Source organism: Aeromonas sp. R2-1, from assembly GCF_040908425.1.
Taxonomy (GTDB): domain Bacteria; phylum Pseudomonadota; class Gammaproteobacteria; order Enterobacterales; family Aeromonadaceae; genus Aeromonas; species Aeromonas caviae.
The window spans coordinates 108,843-125,948 of record NZ_JBFODR010000028.1; the positions used below are offsets into that span (position 1 = coordinate 108,843).

Annotated in this window: 16 protein-coding genes; 11 read left to right on the forward strand and 5 right to left on the reverse strand. The window is 63.3% G+C overall.

Annotation, left to right across the window (positions count from 1 at the left end; translation table 11 throughout):
• The first annotated feature begins 8 nt into the window (after nt 1-8).
• From AB5Y80_RS09375 to rnd, 6 genes are all read left to right on the forward strand, one after another.
• Entirely contained in the window at nt 9-1,928 is a 1,920-nt protein-coding gene (locus tag AB5Y80_RS09375; RefSeq protein ID WP_042017607.1) for an ATP-dependent DNA helicase, read from the forward strand.
• 97 nt (nt 1,929-2,025) lie between these two features.
• Nucleotides 2,026-2,727, forward strand: coding sequence for a tRNA (adenosine(37)-N6)-threonylcarbamoyltransferase complex dimerization subunit type 1 TsaB (tsaB, locus tag AB5Y80_RS09380; RefSeq protein WP_042017608.1), 702 nt, complete (start codon nt 2,026-2,028; stop codon nt 2,725-2,727).
• A 50-nt stretch (nt 2,728-2,777) separates the two neighbouring features.
• Nucleotides 2,778-3,293 (forward strand): Slp family lipoprotein, encoded by a 516-nt coding sequence (locus AB5Y80_RS09385; RefSeq protein ID WP_039039136.1) that lies wholly within the window; start codon nt 2,778-2,780, stop codon nt 3,291-3,293.
• 9 nt (nt 3,294-3,302) lie between these two features.
• Complete coding sequence (locus tag AB5Y80_RS09390; protein WP_368172839.1) at nt 3,303-4,154, forward strand: alpha/beta fold hydrolase; 852 nt, start codon at nt 3,303-3,305, stop codon at nt 4,152-4,154.
• A gap of 196 nt (nt 4,155-4,350) precedes the next feature.
• The gene (gene fadD, locus AB5Y80_RS09395) at nt 4,351-6,027 is read left to right on the forward strand and encodes a long-chain-fatty-acid--CoA ligase FadD (protein WP_010674700.1); all 1,677 of its coding nucleotides are present in this window, start codon (nt 4,351-4,353) and stop codon (nt 6,025-6,027) included.
• A gap of 98 nt (nt 6,028-6,125) precedes the next feature.
• Nucleotides 6,126-7,238, forward strand: coding sequence for a ribonuclease D (gene rnd / locus AB5Y80_RS09400; RefSeq protein ID WP_039039174.1), 1,113 nt, complete (start codon nt 6,126-6,128; stop codon nt 7,236-7,238).
• Nucleotides 7,239-7,395: 157 nt separating this feature from the next.
• Here the strand turns inward: rnd and AB5Y80_RS09405 are convergent, their stop codons facing one another.
• The 4 genes from AB5Y80_RS09405 to dusC all read right to left on the reverse strand — a co-directional run bounded on the left by AB5Y80_RS09405 (nt 7,396) and on the right by dusC (nt 10,714).
• On the reverse strand, nt 7,396-7,764 hold the full coding sequence (locus tag AB5Y80_RS09405; protein ID WP_039039175.1) for a TraR/DksA C4-type zinc finger protein: 369 nt from the start codon (nt 7,762-7,764) through the stop codon (nt 7,396-7,398).
• A gap of 81 nt (nt 7,765-7,845) precedes the next feature.
• The gene (locus AB5Y80_RS09410; protein WP_302097476.1) at nt 7,846-8,811 is read right to left on the reverse strand and encodes a DMT family transporter; all 966 of its coding nucleotides are present in this window, start codon (nt 8,809-8,811) and stop codon (nt 7,846-7,848) included.
• 74 nt (nt 8,812-8,885) lie between these two features.
• Nucleotides 8,886-9,713 (reverse strand): AraC family transcriptional regulator, encoded by an 828-nt coding sequence (locus AB5Y80_RS09415; protein ID WP_323941484.1) that lies wholly within the window; start codon nt 9,711-9,713, stop codon nt 8,886-8,888.
• 56 nt (nt 9,714-9,769) lie between these two features.
• Nucleotides 9,770-10,714: a tRNA dihydrouridine(16) synthase DusC gene (dusC, locus tag AB5Y80_RS09420; protein ID WP_042881408.1), complete on the reverse strand. Its 945-nt coding sequence runs from the start codon at nt 10,712-10,714 to the stop codon at nt 9,770-9,772.
• Nucleotides 10,715-10,889: 175 nt separating this feature from the next.
• Here dusC and AB5Y80_RS09425 point away from each other — a divergent pair, with 175 nt between their 5' ends.
• The 4 genes from AB5Y80_RS09425 (at nt 10,890) to AB5Y80_RS09440 (ending at nt 15,057) form a co-directional block, all read left to right on the forward strand.
• A complete protein-coding gene (locus AB5Y80_RS09425) occupies nt 10,890-11,267 on the forward strand; it encodes a YbaN family protein (protein ID WP_039039141.1) in 378 nt (125 codons plus the stop codon).
• 132 nt (nt 11,268-11,399) lie between these two features.
• Nucleotides 11,400-11,945, forward strand: coding sequence for an adenine phosphoribosyltransferase (gene apt / locus AB5Y80_RS09430; protein ID WP_010674707.1), 546 nt, complete (start codon nt 11,400-11,402; stop codon nt 11,943-11,945).
• A gap of 177 nt (nt 11,946-12,122) precedes the next feature.
• Nucleotides 12,123-14,603, forward strand: coding sequence for a DNA polymerase III subunit gamma/tau (gene dnaX / locus AB5Y80_RS09435; RefSeq protein ID WP_368172840.1), 2,481 nt, complete (start codon nt 12,123-12,125; stop codon nt 14,601-14,603).
• 124 nt (nt 14,604-14,727) lie between these two features.
• Nucleotides 14,728-15,057, forward strand: a complete 330-nt coding sequence (locus tag AB5Y80_RS09440) for a YbaB/EbfC family nucleoid-associated protein (RefSeq protein WP_005301028.1) — start codon at nt 14,728-14,730, stop codon at nt 15,055-15,057.
• Nucleotides 15,058-15,168: 111 nt separating this feature from the next.
• Here the strand turns inward: AB5Y80_RS09440 and AB5Y80_RS09445 are convergent, their stop codons facing one another.
• A complete protein-coding gene (locus tag AB5Y80_RS09445; protein ID WP_368172841.1) occupies nt 15,169-16,095 on the reverse strand; it encodes a LysR family transcriptional regulator in 927 nt (308 codons plus the stop codon).
• A 118-nt stretch (nt 16,096-16,213) separates the two neighbouring features.
• Here AB5Y80_RS09445 and AB5Y80_RS09450 point away from each other — a divergent pair, with 118 nt between their 5' ends.
• Complete coding sequence (locus tag AB5Y80_RS09450) at nt 16,214-17,095, forward strand: pirin family protein (RefSeq protein ID WP_368172842.1); 882 nt, start codon at nt 16,214-16,216, stop codon at nt 17,093-17,095.
• Nucleotides 17,096-17,106 lie beyond the last annotated feature (11 nt).

Genomic DNA, 17,106 nt, shown 5'->3' on the forward strand with positions numbered 1-17,106 from the left:
AGCGGGACATGCCTTTGACCATCATCCAGACCCTGTTCAAGCCAGACGGCCCCCTGGCCCGCCATATTGACGGCTTCAAGGCCCGTGCCCCGCAACTGGAGATGGCCGAGGCGGTGTCCCGTGCCATCAAGCAAGGTGGCCGCTTGCTGGTGGAGGCTGGAACAGGCACTGGCAAAACCTATGCCTATCTGGTGCCTGCGCTGGAATCCGGCAAGCGGGTGGTGATCAGCACCGGGTCCAAGAACCTGCAAGAGCAGCTCTTCTATCGGGATCTGCCCACCATCACGGGGGCGCTTCACTACACCCCGCCGGTGGCACTGCTCAAGGGGCGCAGCAATTACCTCTGCATCGAGCGGATGAACCGGCTGTTGAGTGAATCCCATCTGCAAAAGCCCGAGATCCTGAGCGATCTCGTGAAGGTCAAATCCTGGTCGACCGCTACCGACAACGGCGATGTGGGGGATATCCCGGGGCTACAGGAGAACGCCGAGATCCTTGCCCACGTCACCAGCACCAACGACAACTGCCTGGGTCGCGACTGCCCCTATTACGATGATTGTCACCTGGTCATCGCCCGGCGCCGTGCCATGGACGCCCAGGTGGTGGTGATCAACCACCACCTCTTTTTCGCCGACATGGCGGTCAAAGACACCGGCTTTGGCGAGCTGGTGCCCGAGGCGCAGGTCTATGTCTTCGACGAGGCGCACCAGCTGCCCGAGATCGCCAGCCACTACTTCGGCAAGTCCGTGGGCAGTCGCACCATCCAGGATTTGGCGCAGGATATCCAGCTCGCCTACCGGGCAGAGGCTCATGACATGGCCCAGCTTGGCAAGGCGGCGGACAGGCTCGCCATTGCCAGTCAGGATCTGCGCCTTGCCTTCGGCGTGGAGGGGGGGCGCGGCAACACCCGGGATCTGCTGAGACAATCCCTCTGGGCCCAGGCGCTGGCCCGCCTCAATGATGCCATCGGGCTCTGTTATGAAGTGCTGAAACTGGCGCTCGGGCGAGGGGAGCAGCTGGATCACTGTTTCGAGCGCATCAGCGAGCTGCGTACTCGCCTTGGGGAGGTGCTGGCGGTCAACCAGACCGGTTTCTCCTACTGGTATGACTGTTCGCGTCTGCACTTTACCCTCAATCTGACGCCGCTGTCGGTCGCCGAGCGCTTCGGTGCCGAGGTGCAGCGCCCCGAGGTGGCCTGGGTCTTCACCTCGGCCACCTTGACGGTGGACAATCGCTTCGCCCACTTCGTCGCCGAGATGGGGCTGGCCGGCAGCGCCGAACTCATTCTCGACAGTCCGTTCGATTACGCCGAGCAGGCGCGCCTGTGCGTACCCCGTTTCCTGCCAGAGCCCAATGCCTTCGGGCGCGGGGAGCAGCTGGCGACCCTGATGATCCCCCTCATCAACAAGACGCCAGGGGGGTGTTTTTTCCTCTGCACCAGCCATCAGGTGATGCGCCAGGTGGCCGAGGTGCTGCGCCGGGAAATCGGCCGTACCGTCCTGCTGCAAGGGGAAGACAACAAGCAGCGGCTGCTCAAGACTTTCGTGGAAAACGGTCGGGCCGTGCTGGTGGCCACCAGCAGTTTCTGGGAGGGGATAGACGTGCGGGGGGCGGCATTGTCCTGTGTTATCATCGACAAGCTGCCCTTTGCGAGCCCGGACGATCCCCAGCTCAAGGCACGGGTGGAGGATTGCAAGCTCAAGGGGGGGGATCCCTTTGCCGAGCTGCAGTTGCCCAAGGCGGTGATTGCCCTCAAGCAGGGGGTGGGGCGGCTCATCCGTGATCGCAGTGATCACGGTGTACTGGTTATTTGTGATCCCCGGGTGGTCAACAAGCCCTATGGCGCCACCTTCATCAAGAGCCTGCCTGCCATTCCACGGACCCGGGAGCTGGCGACCCTGGGCGAATTTTTCGGACCACGGGAGTGAGTCCGCCGCGCCGGGGCTGATTGCCCCCGGCCATGCATGACGGCAGGCCTTGGCCATGCTGACGATTTAACTGACTGATGTGAAGAGAATAAAAAGAATGGATGAGTTGAAGATCCTGGCCGTGGATACCGCCACCGAAGCCTGCTCCGCAGCCCTCTTGGTGGGCGATACCCTCTACTCCCGCTGGGAAGAGGCGCCCCGTGACCATACCCGCAAGATCCTGCCCATGGTTCAGGCTCTGTTGGATGAAGCCGGTCTATCGTTGGATGAGCTCGACGCCATCGCCTTCGGTCGTGGGCCTGGCTCCTTCACCGGGGTACGGATCGGGATCAGCGTGGCCCAGGGGCTCGCCTTTGGTGCCGGCGTGCCGATGATCGGTGTCTCCACCCTGGCGGCCATGGCCCAGGGGGCCCATAAGCTGGAAGGGGCCGAGCAGGTGCTTGCCGCCATCGATGCGCGCATGGACGAGGTCTATTTCGGCCACTACGCCCTGGTGGACGGAGTGATGACGCTGGTGGGCGAGGAGGTGGTGAGCGAGCCAGCCGCACTGGTGCAGGCCCGTGACAAGCTGACTGGCGCGGTGAGCTGCGTTGGCACCGGTTTTGAAACCTATGGCGAGACTCTGGGCGGCCTGGCAGATGTGCTGATGCCAAGCCAGGTGCGTTTCCCGGCGGCCGCCGACATGCTGCCTCTGGCACGCCAGGCCTGGTTTGCGGGTGAGGCGGTGCCGGTTGAGCAAGCCACCCCTGTCTATCTGCGTGACAAGGTGACCTGGAAGAAACTGCCGGGTCGCGAATAGGCGGCAACAGCTGCCCCGGGCTGCTTTGTCGGACGATGAAGGAGAGACGAATGAGAAAATCCGTGATCATGCTGGGATTGGTGGGGCTGCTGCTGGGCGGTTGCAGCACGGTGCCCAAAGAGCTTGCCTATGAGCCTGCGGATCAGCTGGTGGCCTATCAACCCGCTCTGCAGGGGATGGAAGGCAAGCCGGCCCGCTGGAGCGGTGTCATCTCGGCGGTCCACAACAAGGCGGATCAGAGTGTCATCGAGGTGGTCTATCTGCCCCTCAAGTCCAACGGGGTGCCGGAGCAGACCGAGCAGAGCCCCGGTCGTTTTCTCGCCATCATGCAGGGGTTTGTCGACCCGACCCTCTATGCCAAGGGTCGCAGCCTGACGGTGCTCGGCACCCTCGACAAGCCGGTGGACAGCCAGATTGGCGAGCACAAGTATCGCTTCTCGGTACTCAAGGTGACGGGGAGCAAGCTGTGGCCACCGGTGAAGGAGGTGGAGATCCGCTACATGGATCCCTACTTTTACGATCCTTTCTATGATCCCTTCTGGCCCAGACGGCCCCTGCGCCGCTGAGGAGCCCAGATGACGGCGACATTGCAGGAGCGCAGGCTGCGCCTAGCGGACGGGCGGCACATCGCCCTGCTGGACAATGGTCAGGAGGGCAGACCGCTGCTTGTGGCCCTCCATGGCTGGCTCGACAACGGTGCCAGCTTTTTGCCTCTGGCCCCCTGGCTGGGGGCGTTTCATCTGGTCTGCGTCGATCTGCCGGGCCATGGTCACTCCGATCACAAGTCGACTCCCTATGTCTTCGTGGACTGGCTGGATGATCTCTACCAGATCACCCAGGCCGCGGGCTGGCAGCGTTTCATCCTGCTTGGTCACTCCCTGGGGGCGCTGATTGCCTCTGCCTATGCTGGCGTTTTTCCCGAGCAAATCGAGCGGCTCATTCTGCTGGAGGGGCTCGGCCCCTTGAGCCAGCCCGACGAGGAGGTACCGGGGCAGCTGCGCCGCGCCATCCTCAACCGCACTCGTACCCGTGAGCGTGCAACCAGTGGATTTGCCACCCTCGAGGAGGCGGTGGCTGCCCGCTGCAAGGTGGCGGACATCCCCCCTAGTGCGGCACGCCTTATCTGCGAGCGACAACTGGAGGTGCGGGCAGGGCGCTGGTATTGGCGCAGTGATCCCCGTCTTCGCGATCTCTCCCCCCTGCGCATGAGCGAGGGGCAGGCCCAGGCCCTGATCCGGGCCATCGTCTGTCCGGTGCTCTTTATCCGGGGAGAGCAGGGCTTCCCCGGGCTCCTGGAACAGTGGCAGTTGCGGGAGGCGGCCTTTGGCCACATTGAACGGGTGACAGTGGCAGGAGGCCATCATTTTCATATGGAAAATTCATCAGAAACCGCCGTTTATATCGAAAACTTCGCTGAAATCCGGTAGGATCGGCGGCTTTGAATCATGTCAGGTTTGCTTTCTCCCTCACATTTCCCGTTGTTAATTCACTGTTAATTGATGTTGCCTTATGTAAATATGTGCGGCATTAGAGCATGAACTTAAAACAATTGATTGAAATGGATGTGACAGGGACGGAGGCAACACAGTGAGCGCACAGGTGCGAGTTATGCAGGAGAAGTTCGTGGAAAGAGTCTGGCTGAAGCGTTATCCAGAAGGGGTGCCCGCCGAGATCAATCCAGACCAATACGGCTCTCTGGTCGAGATGTTTGAAGAGTCGGTGAACCAGTTCGCCGATCAACCCGCCTTCGTCAACATGGGGCAGACCATTACCTACCGTCGGCTGGAGGAGCAGTCCCGAGCCTTCGCCGCCTACCTGCAAAACGAGCTGAAGCTCGGCAAGGGGGACAGGGTGGCCGTGATGATGCCTAACCTGCTGCAATACCCCATTGCGGTATTCGGCATCCTGCGGGCCGGCATGACGGTGGTGAACGTCAACCCCCTCTATACCCCGCGCGAGCTGGAGCATCAGTTGAAAGACTCCGGCGCCAAGGCCATCGTCATCGTCTCCAACTTTGCCCACACCCTGGAAAAAGTGGTGTATGACACCCCGGTCAAGCACGTGATCCTGACCCGGATGGGGGACAACCTGGGGCTGGCCAAGGGGACCCTGGTCAACTTCGTGGTCAAATACGTCAAGAAGCTGGTGCCCAAGTACAACCTGCCCCATGCCAGCACCATGCGCCAGGCCCTCGCCAAGGGGCGCTACCTGCAGTACATCAAACCCGAGATCAGCAACCAGGACATCGCCTTCCTGCAATACACCGGCGGGACCACCGGCCTCTCCAAGGGGGCCATGCTGACTCATCGCAACATGATCGCCAACGTCGAGCAGTGCCTCGGTGTCTATGGCCCCGTGCTGGAGCGCGGCAAGGAGTTCGTGGTCACGGCGCTGCCGCTCTATCACGTCTTCGCCCTGACGGTAAACTGCCTGCTGTTCATGCGTCTGGGGGGCTACAACCTGCTCATCAGCAACCCCCGCGACATCCCGGGTTTTGTCAAAGAGATCAAGAAGTATCCTTTCACCTGCATCACCGGGGTCAATACCCTGTTCAACGCCCTGGTCAACAACGACGAGTTCAAGGGCATGGATTTTGCCAAGCTCAAGCTCACCATCGGTGGCGGCATGGCGGTGCAACGGGCGGTGGCCGAGCAGTGGAAGGGGCTGACCGGCACCCCGCTGCTGGAGGGCTATGGCCTGACCGAGTGCTCGCCCCTGGTGAGCGTCTGCCCCTATGATCTGGTGGATTACAACGGCTCCATCGGTCTGCCGGTCTGTTCCACCGAGATCCGTCTGGTGGATGACGAGGGGAACCAGGTCACCGAACGGGGTGCCCCCGGCGAGATGCAGGTGCGCGGTCCTCAGGTGATGACCGGCTACTGGCAGCGCCCGGAGGCGACCGCCGAGGTGATGCAGGATGGCTGGCTCTGCACCGGCGACATCGCGGTATGCGACGAGCAGGGTTTCTTCAAGATCGTCGATCGCAAGAAGGACATGATCCTGGTCTCCGGCTTCAACGTCTACCCGAACGAGATAGAAGACGTGGTGGCCCTGCATCCCAAGGTGCTGGAGGTGGCCGCCGTCGGCGTACCCAACCCGGTGTCCGGCGAGCAGGTGAAGATCTTCGTGGTCAAGAAAGATGCAAAGCTGGCGGAAGAGGAGATAATTGCCCACTGCCGCAAACATCTGACTGCCTATAAGGTGCCGAAACTGGTAGAATTTCGCGACGAACTTCCCAAGACCAACGTGGGCAAGATCCTGCGCCGCGTGCTGCGCGACGAGGAGATTGCCAAGCAGTAACCGGCATGCACTGCTTTGCAGTCCAGCGCTGTCGTTATGCAAAACCGTGGGACATCCACGGTTTTTTCTTTCTGGATCCGACCAACGTGCAGGCAACGATGCAATATCAACTCATTTCACAGCAAGCCGAACTGGATCAGTATCTCGCTTCTCTGGCCGACGTTCCCCTGGCCATCGATACCGAATTCGTTCGCACCCGTACCTACTATCCCCAGCTCGGTCTGTTCCAGATCTACGATGGCAAGCAGCTTGCCCTGCTCGATCCCCTGACCCTGGATCTCTCCGGTTTGTGGCAGCGCCTCGGTCGGGCCGGACAGATTGCCATCCTGCACGCCTCCGGTGAGGATCTGGAGCTCATCCAGCATCAGGCGGGTCACCTGCCTAACCAGATGCACGATACCCAGCTGGCGGCAGCCTTCCTGGGCCATGGCGTGTCGGTGGGGTTTGGCGCCCTGGTCAACGAATTCCTCGGGGTCGAGCTTGAGAAGGATCAGGCCCGCACCGACTGGCTGGCGCGCCCCCTTACCCCTCGTCAGCTGGAATATGCCGCGGCGGATGTCTTCTACCTTATGCCCCTCTACGAGAAGGTGATGGCCAGACTGCGCGAGAGCGGCAAGTTCCCCTGGTTCGAGCAGGAGTGCCAGAACCACTCCGCCCGCAAGACCCAGGGCAGCGATCCCCGTCAGGCCTACCTCGAGATCGTCAACGCTTGGCAACTGGGTCGCCGTGAGCTGGCCATCCTGCGCGAGCTGGCCGCCTGGCGCCAGCAGGAAGCGGTACGCCGGGATCTCGCCCTCAACTTCGTGGTCAAAGAGCTGCACCTGTTCAAGGTGGCGGAGCGTCGTCCCGCTTCCCTTCGGGATCTCAACGAGCTGGGCCTCTCGCCCATCGAGATCAAGATCCACGGCAAGCGGATGCTGGACATCGTTGCCGCCGCCCAGCAGAGCGACCCTGCGAGCTGGCCCGATCCCATCCGCCGTCTGGTGGACTTCCCCCAGTACAAGGCCGAGCTCAAGCGCATCAAGGCCATGGTGGAGGAGAAGGCCAAGGCCAGCAACATTCCGCCGGAGCTGGTGGCGAGCAAGAAGATCATCCACCAGTACTTCACCTGGAGCTGGCGCATGAGTGCCGAGGAGCGGGCCAGGGCGGACAAGCCCATGCTGCTGCAAGGGTGGCGTCATGAGCTGGTAGGCCACCTGCTGGCCCAGTGACGAGTACGCAGTACGAGAAGGGGAGTCCATGACTCCCCTTTTTCATGCCTGTGCGGCTGCCCCCGGGGTTGCCGGGATCGTCGCGCCAGGGGGTTGGTCATGATGGGAAGTGAGAAGGGGTGGAGGAGGAAAATGGCGGGCACAAAGGGTGCCCCCATCAGAGTTCGTGAGCGTGGAATCCCTTGCGGTAGCGGGCCTCGCAGCGCGGGCAGCGTTGCAGGGTCGGATCCTGTTCCAGCTGTTCAGGGAGCAGCGGCTCCTCACAATCGGAGCAGAAGCCATAGAGCCCCAGATCCATCTGGCAGAGCGCCGCGTCGAGCCGCTTGAGGCGTGCCACGCTGTGTTCCACCCCGGGCAGATCGAGACGGCTGGTCAGATCAACCAGTTGATCCCGCTCGCAGCGCTCCACCTTCTGTGCCCAGTCATCTTGTCGACAGGCCTTGAGCTGACGGATCAGCTCCTCTCTTGTTTGCGCCCAGTCGGTCAGAAGGCGCTGATGCCATTCGGCCAACCGGGCTTGCGTCACTTCACACACAGCAGCCCCCAAAAACGAGTGATAAAACTCGGCCAGTATAGGGAAACCCGCGGTTTATCAAGATGACATGAGTCAAGTTAACCGTGCTTTGGCGGGTTTTTCCGGCAGGTGCTGCGGCTTGCCGGTGATGACGTAGAGCACCCCCGCCACCAGACAGACGACACCCACCAGGGTACTCATGGGGGGCATGATCCCGCGCAGCATAAAGGCGTACAAGAGCCCCGCCAGAGTCTCGAACACGATGAGCGGCCCGACCAGCACGGTCGGCAGGCGCTGGCTCGCCTCGTTCCAGCACAGGGTGCCGAGCCAGGAGCAGAAGAGCCCCACTGCCCCCATCAGCAGCACGAAGCGCAGGGGCGTCGGCCCGAAGGGCAGGGGAAAGTCCGGTGCGCTCAGGGCAAGATGGCCGAGGCTGCCGAGATAGGCAATGAGCGCTACCGGCAGGGTCACCAGCCCCTGGGCGGTGGCCCAGACGGCCGGACTGCGGCCCGGGTGCTCGCGCAGCCAGCGGGCGTTGCGCAGGGGATACCAGGTCCAGCACAGCACGGCGCCCACCGCCAGGGCGAGCCCAAGCAGTTGTTCGGTGCGCGCCTCGGTGTGCCAGGTGAGCTCGGCGCTGTTGACCAGACAGAGGCCGGCCCCCATCAGCACCAGGGACGGGTAGAGCCGGGTGCGGGAGAGGCGACCGTCCCGTGCGCCATAGAGGCGGTTGGCGGCCAGGGCCGTCACCACCGGCAGGGTGCCGATAAACATGGCTGCCAGGGGCGAGCCGATGCGCAAGATGGCCCCCGACAGGCAGAAGTAGTAGAGGAGGTTCCCCACCAGAGTGAGGGCGAGGGCCTCTCGCCAGTCGCTGGCCGAGAGGGCCGCCAGGTGCTTGCGGGCCTGCCAGGCGAGCGGCAGCACGATGAGGCCGAAGGCGAGGTAGCGGCCGCTCGCGAGCAGGGCGGGGGGATAGCCGTCCACCAAGAGGGGGGCGACGAAGATGAGCCCCCACATCAGGCCGGCCAGCAGGGCAAACAGGACTCCGATCAACATGTTTCATATCCGGTAAAGAAGAAGGAGGCCAGCCTAGCAGGGAGGAAGGGGGGCGTATTGAACCAGATTGCGCTTTAGCGGCCAGCCTGCACCTGTTTCTGGTAGCGGACCGGGGTGGTGCCATAGCGGCGCAGGAAGGCACGGTTGAGGTGGGACTGATCGGCCAGACCACAGGCGGCGGCCACCTCGGCTGCGGGAAGGCCGGCAGCCAGCCACCCCTTGGCGCGCTGCAGGCGGATGGCCATCAACATCTGCTGGGGGGTGACGTGAAAGCGGGCCTTGAAGCTGCGCTGGAAGTGGTAGGGGCTGAGGTTCACCGAACCGGCCAGCTCGGCCAGGGTAATGGGGCGGGCGAAACAGGCCTGCATATAGTCGATGGCGCGGCCCAGAGGGTGGACCGCTTCGCGCGGGGCCGCCAGGGCCCGGGCATGGGGACGCAGGGTCTCGCACACCCTCAGCAGCAGGCCGTCGGCGGCGAGCTCGCTGTCACAGTGCCAGAGGGCATCCAGGGTCGCCTGCAGGACGGGGGCAGTGCGCGGATCGCTTCGCACGGCATCGGTGAAATACCAGTCGCGCTCGCCGCTGATGGCCTCGAGCCGATCGGCGGGCAGGTAGAGCATGCGATAGCGCCACCCTTGCTCGCAGGCTGACTCGCCCGTGTGCAGCTCATCGGGGTTCATCAGCACCAGGCTGCCGGGACCGGCCAGGAGCTGGCTGCCGCGATAGCGAAAGCGCTCGGCACCGCACTCGATGACACCGAGGCCAAACCCCTCGTGACTATGGGGATCGAAGATGTGGTGCTGGATGTGGGCGCGATAGAGCTCGGTCGCAGGCTGCCCCGGCAGGGCGCGAAAATCGGCCCTGTCGTGCTGATGGGTAAAGTTGACCGGCACTCCCTGCATCCTGACCTCCTGTCAATGAGCCTTTATCATAGGGCGCCGCGGGGCGGCGGCCAAGTCTAGGCCTGTGAGGCGCACTCGCGCTCGAGGGCGGAGCGGATCTCCTCTGCGGTCTTGATGGTGCGGATGCGGCGAAACAGCTCGTCGGCTTGGGGGTATTCCCGCACTATGTAGGAGAACCACTGCTTGATGCGACTCGGGTAGTAGTCGGCCTTGTCGCTCGCCAGATCCTGCTCGGTGTAGGTCACCATTAGTTGCAGTACCTCGGCCCAGCTCATGTGTGCACACCCCGTCTTCATCACGTTGGCCAGGTTGGGGAGGGAGATGGCGCCCCGGCCCACCATGAGGGCATCGCAACCGGACACCCGGGCACAGGTCAGGGCATCGGCATGGTTCCAGATCTCGCCGTTGGCGGTGACGGGGATGGGCAGGGCGCGGCGGATGGCGTCCACGTACTCCCAGTGGGCCGGCGCCTTGTAGCCTTCGCGCTTGGTGCGGGCATGCACCGCCAGCTCGTTGGCGCCCCCCTGATAGACGGCCTGGGCGTTGTCCAGATAGAGATCCTTGTCATCGTATCCCAGGCGGATCTTGGCGCTCACCGGCAGGTGGGCAGGCACGGCCTCCCGCACCGCCTTGACGATGCGATAGACGGTCTCGGGTTCCTTGAGCAGCACGGCGCCCCCCTTGCTCTTGTTGACCGTGGGGGCAGGGCAGCCGAAGTTGAGATCGACCCCGGGAGAGCCGAGCTCGATGGCGCGGATGGCATTTTCTGCCAGCCACTCCGGATGCTGTCCCAGCAGTTGCACCCGTACCGGGGTCCCCGCACGGGTCTTGCCATCCTGTTTCAGCTCGGGGCAGAGGCGATGGAAGACCTTGGCGGGCAGCAGTTGATCGACCACCCGGATGAATTCACTGACGCAGAGGTCGTAATCATTGACGGAGGTGAGGACCTCCCGCATCAGGTGATCCAGCACCCCCTGCATGGGGGCCAAAATAACGCGCATAGCTGCTTCCGAAGACAAGGGGAGAAAAAAGAGCGCAGATTGTAGTGGCAATGGCCGGGATTGTCAGCCATCTGCCCACTCGATGGCCCCCATCGACGGCCGCCGACTGGGCCAGGCTGTCAGCTTTCGGGCCAACTCTGTTAGGCTAAAGGCAGATACAGTCAGAGGAGTACCCATGAAACGCTGGTGTCTGATGGCCCTGGGCTGGCTTGCCTTCGCCACCGGGATAGTCGGGATAGTCCTGCCCCTGCTGCCGACCACCCCCTTCATGTTGCTGGCGGCGGCGCTGTTTGCGCGCTCCTCCCCCCGCTTTCATGGCTGGTTGCTGGCGCATCCCTGGTTTGGCCCCCCCATCCTCGACTGGCAGCAGTATCGCGGCATTCGCCGTCACGCGAGACGCCGCGCCATCATCTTCATCCTGATCTCGTTCTCGGTATCGCTGCTGGTGGTGCCGTTGCCCTGGGTGAGGTGGCTGCTGGTTGTCATAATGGTGATCCTGCTCACCTGGTTGATGCGTCTGCCGGTGCTGGAGCCGGTTGCAATGAAGAAGTGAAATCCCTAAGCTATCGCGGCAATAATGCTATGGAGTCGGCTCGTCATTTTTGCGTGACGGGCCTTTTTATTGCCCCCAGGCGGAGACCCCGTGCGCCGCCATGGCAGGGCTCAAAAAATAAGCGGTCAAATAATGAATCCGGAAACCCTGAAGTTTATCGAAGCGAGCATCAAGACCATTCCCGACTATCCGAAGCCGGGCATTCTGTTTCGCGACATCACCAGCCTGATCGAGAATGCCGAGGCCTTCAAGGCCACCATCGATCTGCTGGCCGATCATTACCGTGATCAAGGCATCACCAAGATTGTCGGCACCGAGGCCCGTGGCTTCATCTTCGGCGCCCCGGTTGCCTACGCCATGGGGCTGGGGTTCGTGCCGGTGCGCAAGCCGGGCAAGCTGCCCCGCGCCGTCATCGAGGAGTCCTACGCCCTGGAGTACGGCACCGACACCCTGCAACTGCACACCGATGCCATCGTGCCCGGTGACAAGGTGCTGGTGGTGGACGATCTGCTGGCCACCGGCGGCACCGTCGATGCCACCGTCAAGCTCATCCGCCGCGCCGGCGGTGAGGTAGCGGATGCCGCTTTCATCATCTCCCTGCCGTCCCTGGGCGGTGATGCCCGCCTGACCGCCGCCGGCGTCAAGGTGGTCTCTCTGGTGGAACTCGCGGGGGCGTAAATCGCCTCTTCGCGCGGCAGGCCTCGTCACCCTGCTTTCTGCCGCAAACCGGTGCCTGAACGGGCACCGGTTTGAAATTCAAGCGATCCCTCCCAAGGCGGCGCATCCCCCATACAGCCAGCCCTCCATTTGTGTTAGCATCCAGCCTCAATGCCTCGTTTCCCAGCATCGAGATCTATGAGCTATCAGGTTTTGGCGCGCAAATGGCGCCCCCATACGTTTGAACAAGTGGTCGGCCAGCAACATGTGCTGACTGCCCTGACCAATGCCCTGGATCAGGGACGGCTGCATCACGCCTACCTGCTGAGCGGGACCCGCGGGGTGGGCAAGACTACCATCGCCCGCATCCTGGCCAAGAGCCTCAACTGCGAGCAGGGGATCAGCAGCCATCCATGCGGTGTGTGCGATACCTGCCGCGAGATCGATCAGGGCAATTTCGTCGATCTGCTGGAAATCGATGCGGCGTCCCGCACCAAGGTGGAAGACACCCGCGAACTGCTCGACAACGTGCAGTACCGTCCGGCCCGTGGTCGTTTCAAGGTGTACCTCATCGATGAAGTGCACATGCTGTCGCGCCACAGCTTCAATGCGCTGCTCAAAACCCTGGAAGAGCCGCCCCCCTATGTGAAATTCCTGCTGGCCACCACGGATCCGCAGAAGCTGCCGATCACCATCCTCTCGCGCTGCCTGCAGTTTCATCTGAAGAGCCTGGATCAGACCCAGATCGCCAGGCAGCTCGAATGGGTGCTGGATCAGGAGGGACAACCCTTCGAGCCTCGCGCCCTGCTGGCCCTGGCCAAGGCGGCCGATGGCAGCATGCGCGATGCCCTGAGCCTCACCGATCAGGCGTTGGCCCACGGCAACGGCAGCGTGCGCCTGGAGAGTGTGCTCACCATGCTGGGGACCCTCGATCATCACCACCTGCACCAGTTGCTGGAGGCAGTGCTGCGCCAGGATGCACCCGCCACCATGGCCAAGATCACCGAGATTGCTACCCTGGGCCCCGACTTTGATCAGCTCCATGCCGAACTGGAAGGGCTGCTCCATCGCATCGCCATGGCGCAACTGCTGCCTGCGAGCGTGCAGGAGCAGGGGGCGGATGCCGATGCCTTGCTGCAGCTCGCCGGAGCCATGAGCCCGGAAGAGGTGCAGCTCTGCTATCAAATCGTGCTGGGGGGGCGCAAGGATCTGCCCTGGGCCCCTGACGGGCGCACCGCACTGGAGATGACCTGTCTGCGGATGCTGGCCTTCTCTCCCCGGCGCGAGGTGGTCCATCCCGCCAACCTGGCGGCCCAACCTCTCATGACAGGGCACTCCGGCGTGATGGCGGCTGCGAGGGAAAGTGCGTCGCTCCTGCCGGGAAAGCCCCAGGGGGCTGAGCCGGCCCCGGCTGCCAGCGCAGCACCACAGGCTCCCGCCGCGCCAGCATCGGTCCTTGCGGCCGAGCACGTCGCCCCCGCACCCAAGGCGGAGGAGGGCGCAGTGCTGGATCCGCTCTTTGCCGAGCAGGATGAGCTGCTGTGCGAGGCCGAACGGATGGGTTACGAGGCCGCGGTGCCCGCCAGTCCGCCTGCAGAGCCTGCCTCTGCGCCGTTGGCGGCGGATGACGCCGGGCAGACGCAGCAGGTTGAGGTCCAAGGGGAAGACGTCGCCATCTCTTCGACCTCCAGCATGCAGAGCCTGCTTGGCAAGCGCAATCTGCTGCGAAGCCGCCTGCGTGGCGAGCAAAGTACAAACGCCGCGCCCCCCCGGGTCACCCCCGTCAAACCGGTGGCCGCGACCAAACCGGCCCCTGCGATGCCTGCCGTCGCGACTTCGCCCCAGGCCGAGGTGCAACCAGCGGCGCGGCCCGATATGCCGGGGCAGGGGTCTGCCATGCAAACGGGGTATGACGACCTGCCTCCTCTCGATGCCTATGAAGAGGGGGCCAGTGACTACGAAGAGTATCTGAATCAGGGGTTTGACGAGGGGTTTGCCAGTGCCCCGTTGCCCACGCGGGCAGTGACTTCCGCCCAGCCAGCTCCCGCCACCATGGCTCCTCCTTCGCAGGAGGATCTGCCGCCCTGGGATCTGGGCGCTGACGCCGGCAGCGCGGATGCGGCGGCACCTGCGATTGTCGCTATGGTGCCTGCCGCGCCTCCAGTGGCTGCCAGCGAGCCTCAGCCCGCCATTGCGTTGATGGAGACCATCGACTGGGATGCGCTGGAGAGCGACGCCCAGCCCGAGGAGGAGGGGGAGGTCGCCCGTCTGATCCCCTCGTCCTTGCTGGTCAATTGCGGGGACGCCTGGGCCGAGCTTATCGCCCGCACCGGGGTGGGGGGGCGGCTGCGTCAACTGGCCATCAACGCGGTGATGACCCGGGAAGGCAATCGGGTCTCCCTGCTGCTCAAACCCGAGCAGCGCCATCTGGTGAGCGACAAGGCCCGCGCCGATCTGGCCGAGATCATCGGTCCCGAGCTGGGCGGCCCGGTTCACATCGATGTGACCCTGGGCTCGGATCCCGCGCGGGAGACGCCGCTCGAGATAGAGCATCGTCTCTATCTCGGGGTGCGTGAACAGGTGAGCCGGGATCTGGCGGCGGATCCCAACGTACAATTCTTGCAGCAGCGTTTCGGCGCCGTGCTCCATCCCGAGAGCATCGAACCACTGAGTCGCTGAATTGCGGTGAAAAAACCGTGCCGGGGTTTATCCCCGGTTGAAAAGACTTTTGGCTGCCCCCACTTAGGGCAGATGAACCCACAGCCCGGCGCTGGATGCCGGATTTCAAGACGAGAGACGATCTATGTTTGGTAAAGGTGGAATGGGTAACCTGATGAAACAGGCCCAACAGATGCAAGAGCGCATGCAGAAGATGCAAGAGCAGCTGGCCCAGATGGAAGTGGTCGGCGAGGCGGGCGCAGGCATGGTCAAGGTGACCATGGCCGGCAGCCACAGCGTGCGTCGTATCGAGATCGATCCCAGCCTGATGGAAGATGACAAGGAGATGCTGGAAGATCTGGTCGCCGCCGCCGTCAATGACGCCGTGCGCCGCGTGGAAGAGCAGAACAAGGCCAAGATGGGCGAGCTGACCGGCGGCATGCAACTGCCCCCTGGCTTCAAGATGCCCTTCTGAGGATACTGCCCGTATCCGTTTCCCCTCCTCTGGGAAGGGGAAAAATGAAAAGGCCAGAGCCAAGCTCTGGCCTTTTGCATGTCGGCACACCCGGGAACGGCCATGCACAGATCATGGCGGGGGCGATTTACTTGCCTGCCCCAGGGGGGAGAAGCCCTCGACCAGATGATCGATGAGGGCGCGGATGGCAGGCAGCAGACCGCGGCGTGAGGGGAAGACCGCGTGGATCACCTCCTGGCGCGGTGCCCAGTCGGGGAGCAGACGCACCAGCCGGCCATCGGCCAGGGGCTCATTCATCATCATGGTGGGCAGTTGCACGACCCCGAGCCCGTCGATCGCCCCCTGACGCAATGTCTGCATGTCGGTGGTGGCAAAGCGGGGGCTGTGGTGCTGTTTGACTCGGGCCCCATCGGGGCCCAGCAGGGTCCAGTGATGGCCTTCCAAGCTGGTGCCATGACCGAGGCTCGGCCATGACAGCAGATCTGCGGGGGCCCGGGGCATGCCGAGTGACGCGACAAGGGCCGGGCTTGCCACCAGACACTGGGTCGCATAACCCAGCACCCGCATGGCGAGATCGCTGTCCTCCAGGGGCAATGGCCGCACCCTGAGCGCCATGTCCAACCCCTCCGCGACCAGATCCACCGCCCGGTTGACCCCGACGAGCTGCACCTTGACGCTGGGATGGGCCAGGGCGAAAGAGACCAGCATCCTCCCTACGTGGGCGTGCAGCAGATCGATGGGGCAGGCGATGCGCACCAGACCGCAAGGCTCGCTCTGGGTCGCGGCGATGAGATCCTGCGCCGCATCGGCTTCCACCAGCATGGCCCGGCAACGGGTGTAATAAGCCTGCCCGAGTTCGGTGACGGTGAAGCTGCGGGTGGAACGCTGGATAAGACGCACCCCGAGTCGCTCCTCCAGCATGGCGATGCGGCGGCTGAGCCTGGATTTGGGCATGCCGAGGGCCCTGCCGGCCTGGGCAAAGCCCCCGTGATCCACCACTTGGACATAGAAATAGAGGTCGTTGAGATCCTGTTGCATGGGGTTATCGTTCACAAAATAGGACGCTGATGGCAAATTTTACGTCTACCGGACGCAGCGTTCCAGACTCACAATGCGAGCAACGACACATCCCGTGACGATCACCCAGGAGAGCATCATGAAAAGAGTCATCGGTATTTACAGCGCCCCTCGACAACACTGGGTCGGCGACGGATTCCCGGTTCGCTCGCTGTTCTCGTATCAGACCCATGGCCGCGCCTTGAGCCCTTTCCTGATGCTGGACAGGGCTGGCCCGGCACATTTCGAGCCCGCCGATCATGCCAGGGGCGTGGGGGAACACCCGCACCGTGGTTTTGAGACGGTCACCATCGTCTATGAAGGGGAGGTCGCCCATCGCGACTCGACCGGCCAGGGGGGGATCATCGGTCCGGGAGACGTGCAGTGGATGACGGCCGCAGCCGGCATCATGCACGACGAATTCCACTCCCAGGGGTTCACCCGTCGTGGTGGTACCCTCGACATGGTGCAGCTGTGGGTCAACCTGCCCGCCAAACACAAGATGTCGACGCCCGGTTATCAGGGCATCACCAGCGACACCATCCCGCAACTGAGCCTCAAGGAGGGCGACGTGCAGGTGCGCATCATCGCCGGGAACGATGCCGGGTTGCAACAAGGCGAGGTAGAGGGGCCCGCCCGCACCTTCTCGCCAATGAACATCTGGGATCTGCGGCTCAAGGGCGGGGCCAGCGTGGTGCTGCCGGCGGTAGCGGGATGGAACAGCGCCTTGGTGGTGCTCAAGGGCTCTCTCTTGATCAACGGTCAGGAGCGCGCGGGCGAAGCACAACTGGTGCTGCTCGATCCCAACGGGGAGGAGTTCATGCTGGAGGCGGAGGGCGAGGCCAGCTTGTTGCTGCTGAGTGGCGAGCCCATCGATGAACCCATCGTGGGTTATGGGCCCTTTGTCATGAACAGCGAGGCAGAGATCCATCAGGCGATAGATGATTTCAACAGCGGCCGGTTCGCCGTCATCGCCCCCTGAGACAATCCCGA

What these genes read in the sequence shown, in the direction of transcription:
- AB5Y80_RS09375 (WP_042017607.1), top strand. Translation starts at nt 9, where the DNA reads ATGCCTTTGACCATCATCCAGACCCTGTTCAAGCCAGACGGCCCCCTG.
- tsaB (WP_042017608.1), top strand. Translation starts at nt 2,026, where the DNA reads ATGGATGAGTTGAAGATCCTGGCCGTGGATACCGCCACCGAAGCCTGC.
- AB5Y80_RS09385 (WP_039039136.1), top strand. Translation starts at nt 2,778, where the DNA reads ATGAGAAAATCCGTGATCATGCTGGGATTGGTGGGGCTGCTGCTGGGC.
- AB5Y80_RS09390 (WP_368172839.1), top strand. Translation starts at nt 3,303, where the DNA reads ATGACGGCGACATTGCAGGAGCGCAGGCTGCGCCTAGCGGACGGGCGG.
- rnd (WP_039039174.1), top strand. Translation starts at nt 6,126, where the DNA reads ATGCAATATCAACTCATTTCACAGCAAGCCGAACTGGATCAGTATCTC.
- AB5Y80_RS09410 (WP_302097476.1), bottom strand. Translation starts at nt 8,811, where the DNA reads ATGTTGATCGGAGTCCTGTTTGCCCTGCTGGCCGGCCTGATGTGGGGG.
- AB5Y80_RS09415 (WP_323941484.1), bottom strand. Translation starts at nt 9,713, where the DNA reads ATGCAGGGAGTGCCGGTCAACTTTACCCATCAGCACGACAGGGCCGAT.
- dusC (WP_042881408.1), bottom strand. Translation starts at nt 10,714, where the DNA reads ATGCGCGTTATTTTGGCCCCCATGCAGGGGGTGCTGGATCACCTGATG.
- AB5Y80_RS09425 (WP_039039141.1), top strand. Translation starts at nt 10,890, where the DNA reads ATGAAACGCTGGTGTCTGATGGCCCTGGGCTGGCTTGCCTTCGCCACC.
- apt (WP_010674707.1), top strand. Translation starts at nt 11,400, where the DNA reads ATGAATCCGGAAACCCTGAAGTTTATCGAAGCGAGCATCAAGACCATT.
- dnaX (WP_368172840.1), top strand. Translation starts at nt 12,123, where the DNA reads ATGAGCTATCAGGTTTTGGCGCGCAAATGGCGCCCCCATACGTTTGAA.
- AB5Y80_RS09440 (WP_005301028.1), top strand. Translation starts at nt 14,728, where the DNA reads ATGTTTGGTAAAGGTGGAATGGGTAACCTGATGAAACAGGCCCAACAG.
- AB5Y80_RS09445 (WP_368172841.1), bottom strand. Translation starts at nt 16,095, where the DNA reads ATGCAACAGGATCTCAACGACCTCTATTTCTATGTCCAAGTGGTGGAT.
- AB5Y80_RS09450 (WP_368172842.1), top strand. Translation starts at nt 16,214, where the DNA reads ATGAAAAGAGTCATCGGTATTTACAGCGCCCCTCGACAACACTGGGTC.